The following is a 9558-nucleotide window of genomic DNA, read 5'->3' on the forward strand; positions in this document are numbered from 1 at the left end:
TACCTGTATGTGCGGGCCGGTAAGAACCGGGGTGGCGTGATCGTCCCCGCGTGGGCGGCTGCCCCGCCGGGGCGGGGTTGACGAGTCCAGAGACTCGCTAACCGCGCACGGGTGCGGAGCGCCACACGTCGGCGAGCAGGTCGTACGTCTTCAGCCAGGACTCGGTGTTCTCGGCGTGGGAGGCGACGATCAGCTCGTCGGCCTGCGCGTGCTCCGCGAACTCGTCGAGGTACGCCTTGACCTCGGTGGGTGTGCCGACCGCTGAGTACCGCACCATCTGCGCGACCTGCTGACCCGCGGGGGACGTCATGATGAGGTCGACCTCCTCGGGTGTGAACGTCCGACCGCGTCCGACCATCTGCACCACCCGTCGCCGCAGCGAGGCTTCGAACTGCCGGTGCGCGTCCTCGGCGGTGTCGGCGGCGATGGCGTTGACGCCGGCGATCACGTACGGCTCGGACAGCTCCTCGGACGGTTCGAATCGCTCCCGGTACAGGGTGACGGCGTCGACGAGCGAGTCGGGGGAGAAGTGGGACGCGTTGGCGTAGGGCAGGCCGAATTTTGCGGCGAGCTGCGCGCCGAACAGCGAGGATCCGAGGATGTACAGGGGAACGTTGGTGCCCTTGCCGGGGATCGCATCGACGCCGGGCACCCGTGACACGCCTTTGAGGTACGCCTGCAGTTCCAGGACGTCCTGCGGGAACCGGTCCGCGGACGCCGCGTCGCGGCGCAGTGCGTACATCGTCTTCTGGTCGCTGCCGGGGGCGCGGCCGAGCCCGAGGTCGATGCGGCCGGGGTGCAGGGTCGCGAGGGTGCCGAACTGCTCGGCGATCGTCAGCGGCGCATGGTTGGGCAGCATGATGCCGCCCGCGCCGAGCCGGATGTTCTGGGTGTGGGCGGCGACGTGCGCGATGAGGACACTCGTCGCCGAGGAGCCGATCGACGGCATGTTGTGGTGCTCGGCGTACCAGATGCGGCGGTACCCGCGGGTTTCCGCGAGTTGCGCCAGTTTCACGCTCGCGTCGAAACTGTCCCGCGCCGTGTCGCCCTCGCGGATGTAGGCCAGATCCAGAATCGACAGAACAGCACTCACGGGCTTCTTCACCTTTCGTCACCGAGGTGCGAGAGGTTAGCCTCGCGCACTACCTCCGGATACAACCGCGGAGGTAGTGCGCGTATTCCTGGCCGGTGTCAGGCCTCGACGAGCGGTCGCAACGTGCGGCCGGTCAGTTCGACGATGCCGGGTTCGTGCCCGTTGGCGACGAGATTGAGGACGACGCCGTCGATTCCCGGATCGAGGACCCGGGTCTTGAGCTGCTCGGCGACCTCGTCGGGGGCGCCGCAGAACTGCCGGTCGGTGGCGGCGGCGCGTTCCTCGTCCGACGCCTTCGACAAGTCGACGCCCCGCGCGAGCAGGAAGTCGTGCTGGAGTTGCCGGGCGCGGTCGCCGTCCTCGTCGATGATGACGAAGGCCAGATAGCTGGTTTCCAGCGTGGACCGGTCGCGGCCGATCTCCGAACACCGTGCGTCGAGGGCCTCGAGCTTGCGCGGCAACTCGCTCGCGTTGCAGATGATGTTCAGGTGATCGGCGAACCGGGCGGCGAGACCGAACGTCTTCTTCTCCCCGCCACCACCGAGCATGATCGGCAGGTCGTCGCGGATCCGCGGCTCGTTGATCGCGTTCTCGACGTGATACCACTTGCCGTCGAACGTCGGGCGCTGCCCGTGCAGCATCGGCGCGATGATCTGCAGCGCCTCGTCGAGCCGTTCGAACCGGTCGGTGAACGTGCCGAACTCGTAGCCGTACTGCTGGTGCTCGAGTTCGAACCAGCCGGCCCCGATCCCGAGGACGGCGCGTCCGCCGCTGGCGACGTCGAGGGTGGTCACCGCCTTCGCGAGCATGGGCGGGTTGCGGTACGTGTTGCCGGTGACGAGGGCGGACAGCTGAATGTTCTCGGTGGCCGTGGCGAGGGCGCCGAGCGCGGTGTACGCCTCGAGCATCGGTTCGTCGGGCTCGCCGAGGCCCGGCAGCTGATAGAAGTGATCCATGACGAATGCGGTGTCGAAGCCCGCGGATTCGGCCTCACGGGCCTGTGCGATCACGGTCGGGAACAGGTCCGCGACCGGGGTGGAGTAACTGAAATTCGGCATCTGATATCCAAGGCGAATAGTCACCCGATCGACGCTACTCGGATGGCGGCTGGGGCACCTCTTTTATTTCGAGGGTAGGAAGTGATCACCCTGGGGTCCCTGTTGCACCACCTGTGGGTGGTGCACGCTGACGGTAGTGCCGTATCCGTCGCCGATCCGCCATCAGCGACAACTCTGCGCGGTGGGGCGATGGAGTGCAGAGTGGGGCGATGGAGTGCAGAGCGCAGACCGAGGGGGGGACGATGAACTTCGATTTCGATTCGCAGCCATCCGGCGGCGCGACATGCGCCTGCCCGGAGAGGCCCACGCCCGTCCGGCCCCACGTGCCCGTCCTGGAACGTCCGCTCACGCAGCCGACGCGCTCGACCGTCGGCGCCTTTCCGCTGATCGCAGCGCAGCGATCCATCTGGTTCGCGCAACAGCTCACGCCGGAGGTCCCGTACGTCATCGCCCACTACGTCGAGCTGAACGGGCCGGTCGAACTGGGTGCCCTCCGCGACGCCACCCGTCGCGCGAACCGCGAATTCGGCTGGGGATCGGTGCGCCTGGTGGACGTCGACGGACAGCCGCATCAGGTCGTGGATCCGACCGTCGACGATTCTGTGCCCGCCACCGACCTGCGCGGCGAGGTGGATCCCGTCGACGCCGCGCACCGCTGGATGCGGAACGACCGGACCGCACGCACCGACATGTACGACGGCCCGCTCCTGGTCTCGCACATTCTGCGGCTGGGCGACGATCACTACTACTGGTATTCCCGCGCTCACCACATCGTGTCGGACGGGTACGCCGCGATGATGCTGATGAGCCGCACGGCCGAACTGTACGTCGCCGCGGTCGAGGGCAGAGAGCCCCCGGACCGCCGGATCGAGGGACCGGAACGTCTCGTGCAGGAGGACGCGACCTACCGCGCCTCCACCCGGTTCGCCCGCGACCGCGACTTTTGGCGCGAACAGGGCAGTGGGCCGGCTTCGGTCCTCAGCCTGAGCGGCCGCGCAGCACGACCGGAGGTCGACGCCCGGACAGCGACGGGGCACGCGCCTGCGAGCGGCGGTGTGCGGAATCCGACGGCCGTGACCGTGGCCGCCTTCGCGTCCTATCTCGCCAGGATGACCGGCGCCGACGACGTGGTCCTGTCCCTGCCCGTGTCGGCGCGGACGACGGCCTGCCTCAGGCACGCCGGCGGCTCGGTCTCCAATGTGATCCCGTTGCGGCTGAACGGAATCGGCTCTGCCACCGTGAGTCGTGCGGTCGACACCGCCGAGGCGTGTTTGGCGGCGGCACTGCGCCGTCAACGCTACCGCCGCGAGGACATCGGCCGGGACCTCGCCTCGGGAGGGGGCGAACTCCTGCATTTCGGGCCGGTGGTCAACGTCATGATGTTCACCAAGGAGATCACGCTGGGCGCCGTGCAGGCGACGGTCCGGGTACTCACCACCGGTCCCGTCGCGGACCTCGCCGTCAACATCTATCCCGGGTCCGACGGAGGCGCCGCCCGCATCGATTTCGAGGGAAATCCGGCACTGTACGACGACGCCGAACTGGGCGGGCACCACACGCGTTTCCTCGCGTTTCTCGACCGTTTCACCGCATCGGCCGAGTCGGACGCGCGGGTTGCCGATCTCGACGTCTTCTTCGCGGGGGAACGCGCGGAATTCGTTCCCGCGCGGGGTCTTCCGGATACGGACCCCGTCACGCTCGACCGTCTCCTGACGGGAACCGTCGCGAACGATCGGGCGGCGATCGCGATCACCGACCGGGGACGCACACTGTCCTACGGCGACCTGGACCGGCGCGCCATCCGGCTGGCGCGCCTTCTGGCGGTTCGGGGCATCGGACCCGAGGACGCCGTCGCGGTCGCCCTCCCACGGTCGATCGAGTCGGTGCTGGCGCTGTGGGCGGTCGCGAAGACCGGTGCGGCCTACGTCCCGATCGATCCCTCGCATCCGCGCGCTCGTATCGCGTACACGCTCGGCGATTGCGGTGCGACGGTCGGGCTGACGGTCCGCTCGGAGCGTGCCCGGCTGCCCGGCGCCATCGCGTGGCTGGACGCCGACGTCGACGAGCTCGAAAAACTCTGTCAGAGCGACCCTTCCGACGTTCCGACCGTCGTGGAACGCACGCGCCCTCTGCTCGTGGACCATCCCGCGTATCTGATCTACACGTCCGGCTCGACCGGAACCCCGAAGGGGGTCGTCGTCACCCACCGGGGTCTCGCCAACCTGGCGCAGGAAATCCGGGACAAGTATGCGGTGTCCGCGCGCTCGCGGATCCTGCACTTCGCCTCGCCGAGTTTCGACACGGCGCTGGTCGAGGTACTCGCGGCCGGTATCGGCGGCGCGACGCTCGTCGTGACCCCGCCCGGTGTGTTCGGCGGTGACGAGCTGTCGCGACTGTTGCGCGACGAACACGTCACGCACCTCCTGACGACGCCGTCCGCACTGGCCGCGATCGACCCCGGCGCGACGAACGAACTGGAGTTGGTGCTGGTCGGAGGGGAAGCGTGCCCGCAGGAGTTGGTGCGGCAGTGGGCCCGCAGGCAGGACATGCGCAACGCGTACGGTCCGACGGAGACGACGTGCAGTGTCACCCTCACCGATCCGGTCTCGGCGGACGAGCGCATGACGATCGGCTCCCTGATGCGCGGCGTGGACGCGGTGGTTCTGGATCACCGCCTGCGTCCGCTTCCGCCGGGCGCCGTCGGCGAGCTCTACCTCGCCACGCCGGCACTCGCGCGTGGCTATCACCGGCGCCACGGTCTGACCGCGGCACGGTTCGTCGCCGACCCGTTCGGCCGCCGAGGGTCCCGGATGTTCCGCACCGGGGACGTGGTCCGGTGGACGGCGACCGGGACGCTCGAGTTCCTGGACAGGGCGGACGACCAGATCAAGATCCGCGGATTCCGGGTCGAGCTCGGCGAGATCGACGCCACACTGACCGCGCAACCGGGCGTCACGTTCGCGGCGACGGTGCTGCACCGGAACTCGGCAGGCAACCCGAACCTGGTGTCCTACATCATGGCCGAGCCGGACCTCTCGATCGATCGCGACGTGCTGACAGCGCAGCTGGCACGATTTCTGCCCGACTACATGGTTCCGAAATCGATCATGCTCCTGACGTCGATCCCGTTGACACCGACGGGGAAACTCGACCGGGCAGCGCTGCCGCTGCCGGAGTACGGCTCGGACTCGGTGCCTCATCGTGACCCCTCGACTCCGACGGAGCGTCGAGTCGCGCGAGTGTTCGCCGAGGTTCTCGGTGTGGACGCGGTCGGCGCCGACGATTCCTTCTTCGACCTCAGCGGCGACTCGCTGTCGGCGATCCGGGTGGTGGCGCGAATCAACGCCGAACTCGGCACCGGCATGGGCGTGCGCGACCTCTTCGACGCACCGACGGTCGCTGCACTGGCACTGAGGATCGCCGAGGCCTGTGCACAGTCGCCGGCCATCCGCCCGCAGCGCGGGCCGACGCTGGGTGCCACACCGCTGCCCGCCGTCGTGCCGCTGTCCCCGTCGCAATTCTTCATCGACCGCACCGTCGTGGAACCCGCTCTCCACAACATCCCCTTCACCGTGCGCGTGCGCGGCGAATTCGACGTCGAGGCCCTGCACTCGGCGATGGCGGACGTCCTCGGCAGGCACCGTGCACTGAGGACAGTGTTCCCCGACTCGCCGTCGGGGCCGTACCAGCACGTGCTCGACGTGGCCGGCGCGATGCCCGACCTCAGGCCGGTGGTGACCGGCGCGGCGGAAGCGGAGGCCCGCACGTCGAGCCTGCTGTCCGCCGGATTCGACGTGCGGCGGGATCCGCCGCTGCGCGCGCGGCTGTTCCGGCTCGGCGACCGCGACCACCTGCTGTCGTGCGTCGTCCACCACATCGCCGCGGACGGCTGGTCGCTCGCACCGCTGGCACGGGATCTCGCGGACGCCTACGGTGCCCGGTCCGCGGACGGGGCGCCCGACTGGGAGCCGCCGACCGCGACGTACGCGGACTACACCGTGTGGCGGCGGGCGCTGCTGGGCCGCGAGGACGACCCGGCGAGTGTCGCGTCGAGGCAGATCGCCCACTGGGCGAAGGAACTGTCGGGGTTGCGCGGGAAGCTTGCGCTGCCCACCGACCGCCCCCGGCCGGAGCGATGGACCTACCGGGCGGGGCGGCTTCCGTTCTCTCTCGACGAGCATGCGCATCGAGGCCTGCTGGCCACCGCGCACGAGCACCACGCCAGCCTGTTCACGGCGCTCAGGGCGGCGGTGGCGATGCTGCTCGCCCGCCTCAGCGGAGATCCCGACATCGCGATCGGCACTCCGATCGCGGGTCGGGGAGACCCGGCGCTCGACGACGTGGTGGGCATGTTCGTCAACACACTGGTTCTGCGTACCCGGGTCGACCCGAGCATGACGCTGTGCGACACCGTCGAGGGATCCCGCGGCGTGGAGCTTCGCGCTCTCGCGAACGCCGATGTGCAGTTCGAACGACTCGTGCAGGTACTCGACGCGCCCCGCTCGCCGTCCCTGCATCCGCTGTTCCAGGTTGCGCTGTCGCTGAACAACTTCGCTCCCGCCTCCCTGAACGTGTCCGGGCTCGACTTCGAGGTCACTCCGCGTCCGCTCGACATCGCCAAGTGCGATCTGCACTTCCACTTCACCGAACGTCACGACGTCGACGGGACGCCCGTCGGAATCGACGCCGAACTGGTGTATTCCGCCGACCTCTACGACGCATCCACCGCACAGCGTTTCGTCGACCTGCTGCACACCGTCGTCGACCCGATCGGTAGGTGAGCGGGCATCGGACGTGGTAGAGATGCCTGATGAGAGGCTTCCGGAGATCGATTCTGGTGTCACTGCTCGGCGGCGCCGTGCTCCTCGCGCCCGCCGCCTGCTCCGACCGGTCCGGAACGGCGGTGAGCGAGCCGTCGACCGCGTCCGACGCGGGACCGTCCACCACCGACCCGGCGACCGGACCGGCGACGCCCGCGGGGGTGCCCTACACGGAGTCCGAACTGCAGGTCACCGGTTCCACCGGCCGTGTCGGCTACGACGTGCTCATCCCGCAGGTCGAGGGCGGCGACCCGGCGGTCGCGGCCGAGTTCAACGAATCGATGCGCGCCGCGCTCCAGGACCAGATCGACGGCTGGGGCACCGACGCGTTCACTCTGAGCAGCCAGGAACACAGCGTGGCGCACATCGGTGAGCACGTGATCAGCGGGCTGCTGGTGACGTCCTGGAACGCCGATCCGCCCGGGGCGCATCCCACCCCGATCGTCGCGACGGTGGTGGTGAATGCCGATACGGCCGCGCCGATCACGCTCGGCGACCTGTTCCCCGACCTGCCCGCCGGCCTGCAGGCCCTGTCGGACAGTTCCGCGCGCTTGCTCCCCGAGACGGTCGCCGGACCGGACTTCGATCGATCGGGCATCGAGCCGACCGAGGCGAACTTCGCCAACTGGCTGGCCACCCCGGCGGGCATGGAAATCCACTTCAACGACTACCAGGTGGGGCCGCACGCCATCGGGCTCGTCACCGTCACCGTGCCGTGGGACGACCTCGCGGACGTGATCGACCCCGATGTGGCTCCCGTCGTATCGAGTTAGCCGCTCCCGACCGCTCACCGGGAACGAACCTGTAGCTGCCCGGGTGCTCCGACCTACCGTCCCAGACAGGCCTTTGCTGCCGAAATGTGTCTGTCGAATGGGAGAGGAGCGCGCCCGTGAGTGCACGCACCGAAGTTGATGCTCGGGCGAATCGGATCGGCGACGTGGACGCTGTCGTCGTCGGTGCGGGATTCGCGGGTCTGTACGCCGTCCACAAACTGCGGAGTATGGGTCTGACGGTCCAGGGTGTCGAGGCCGCGGACGGCGTCGGCGGAACCTGGTTCTGGAACCGCTATCCCGGCGCCCGGTGCGACGTGGAAAGCGTCGACTACTCGTACTCGTTTTCGCGGGAACTCGAGCAGGAGTGGGACTGGAGCGAGAAGTACGCCACCCAGCCGGAGATCCTGGCGTACATCGATCACGTCGCGGACCGGTTCGACCTCCGCGACCGTTTCCTGTTCGGCACCCGTGTGACGTCCGCGGAACTGGACGAGGACACGCTGCGGTGGGAGGTGCGCACCGACCGCGGCGACGTCCTGTCCGCCCGGTACTGCATCTTCGCGACCGGGGCGCTGTCCACCGCGAACATGCCGAACATCCCGGGGCGCGAATCCTTCACGGGCGACACGCATCACACCGGTCATTGGCCGCACGAGGGCGTCGATTTCACCGGCCGCCGGGTGGGGATCATCGGCACCGGTTCTTCGGGCATCCAGTCGATTCCCGTTATCGCCGAGCAGGCGGACCACCTGTACGTGTTCCAGCGCAGCGCCAATTACAGCGTCCCCGCGGGCAACGAGATGTGGGACGACGAGATGCGGCGCGCGATCAAGGCGGAATACGACGAGCGCAGGCGGCTGTCGCGGGAGAGCGGCGGCGGGTCGCCGTACAACGCGCACCCGAAGTCGGCGCTGGAGGTGTCCGAGGAGGAGCGCCGCGACGCCTACGAGACGCGATGGAAACTCGGCGGGGTGCTGTTCGCGAAAACCTTTCCGGACCAGACGAAGACCGAGGCCGCGAACGCGACCGCGCGGGAGTTCGCGGAGGAGAAGATCCGCCGCCTCGTCGACGATCCCGCGGTCGCGGACAAGCTGATCCCGAACGATCACCCCATCGGGACCAAGCGGATCGTCACCGACACCCACTATTTCGAAACGTACAACCGGCCGAACGTCACTCTGGTGGACCTGAAGGCGGCGCCGATCGAGTCGATCACGCCGTCGGGGATCACCACCGCCGACGCCGACTACGGCCTCGACACGCTGGTGTTCGCCACCGGATTCGACGCCATGACCGGGGCCCTCGACCGCATGCGGATCGTCGGCCGGGGCGGCGTGTCCCTGGCCGAGTACTGGAGTGAGGGTCCGAAAACCTATCTGGGTCTGGGTGTTCCGGGATTCCCGAACCTGTTCGTCGTGACGGGGCCGGGCAGCCCGTCGGTGCTGGCGAACATGGTGCTCGGCGCCGAGCAGCACGTCGACTGGATCGCTGACTGCATCGAGCACCTGTGGGAGAAGGACTACGACGCGGTCGAGGCGTCGGTCCCGGCCACCGAGCAGTGGGTGGAGCACTGCCGCGAGCTTGCCGCGCAGACCCTGTTCCCGCTGGCGAACTCCTGGTACATGGGCGCCAACATTCCGGGCAAACCCCGCGTGTTCATGCCGTACCTCGGGGGCTTCGGCGCGTACGGGCGGATCTGCGCGGACGTCGCGGAGGAGGGGTTCCGCGGGTTCGAGTTCAGCCGGTCCCGCACGCGGCTGGCCGACCCGGTGGGATAGATTCCCGGATATTGGTCAGCCGCGCAGGCAATTGCC

The 9558-nt window shown here is 68.7% G+C and carries 5 protein-coding genes; 3 read left to right on the forward strand and 2 right to left on the reverse strand.

The annotated features are described in order from the left end of the window. Positions 1–97: 97 nt before the first annotated feature. Both ACFTZB_RS38170 and ACFTZB_RS38175 read right to left on the reverse strand, forming a co-directional pair. Positions 98–1093, reverse strand: a complete 996-nt coding sequence (locus ACFTZB_RS38170) for an LLM class flavin-dependent oxidoreductase (RefSeq protein ID WP_378439976.1) — start codon at positions 1091–1093, stop codon at positions 98–100. A 98-nt stretch (positions 1094–1191) separates the two neighbouring features. Next, positions 1192–2175, reverse strand: coding sequence for an LLM class F420-dependent oxidoreductase (locus ACFTZB_RS38175; protein WP_378439978.1), 984 nt, complete (start codon positions 2173–2175; stop codon positions 1192–1194). A 218-nt stretch (positions 2176–2393) separates the two neighbouring features. Here ACFTZB_RS38175 and ACFTZB_RS38180 point away from each other — a divergent pair, with 218 nt between their 5' ends. The 3 genes from ACFTZB_RS38180 (at position 2394) to ACFTZB_RS38190 (ending at position 9522) form a co-directional block, all read left to right on the forward strand. Continuing rightward, on the forward strand, positions 2394–6932 hold the full coding sequence (locus tag ACFTZB_RS38180) for an amino acid adenylation domain-containing protein (protein ID WP_378439981.1): 4539 nt from the start codon (positions 2394–2396) through the stop codon (positions 6930–6932). A 29-nt stretch (positions 6933–6961) separates the two neighbouring features. Then, entirely contained in the window at positions 6962–7744 is a 783-nt protein-coding gene (locus ACFTZB_RS38185) for an RsiV family protein (RefSeq protein WP_378439983.1), read from the forward strand. Positions 7745–7899: 155 nt separating this feature from the next. Next, positions 7900–9522: a flavin-containing monooxygenase gene (locus ACFTZB_RS38190; protein WP_378439985.1), complete on the forward strand. Its 1623-nt coding sequence runs from the start codon at positions 7900–7902 to the stop codon at positions 9520–9522. The last annotated feature ends 36 nt before the right edge of the window (positions 9523–9558 follow it).

Source organism: Rhodococcus sp. NPDC057014, assembly GCF_042673295.1.
GTDB lineage: Bacteria > Actinomycetota > Actinomycetes > Mycobacteriales > Mycobacteriaceae > Rhodococcus_F.

Excerpts from the sequence above, each read along its gene's own strand:
- ACFTZB_RS38180 (WP_378439981.1), top strand. The coding sequence starts at position 2,394 with ATGAACTTCGATTTCGATTCGCAGCCATCCGGCGGCGCGACATGCGCC.
- ACFTZB_RS38185 (WP_378439983.1), top strand. The coding sequence starts at position 6,962 with ATGAGAGGCTTCCGGAGATCGATTCTGGTGTCACTGCTCGGCGGCGCC.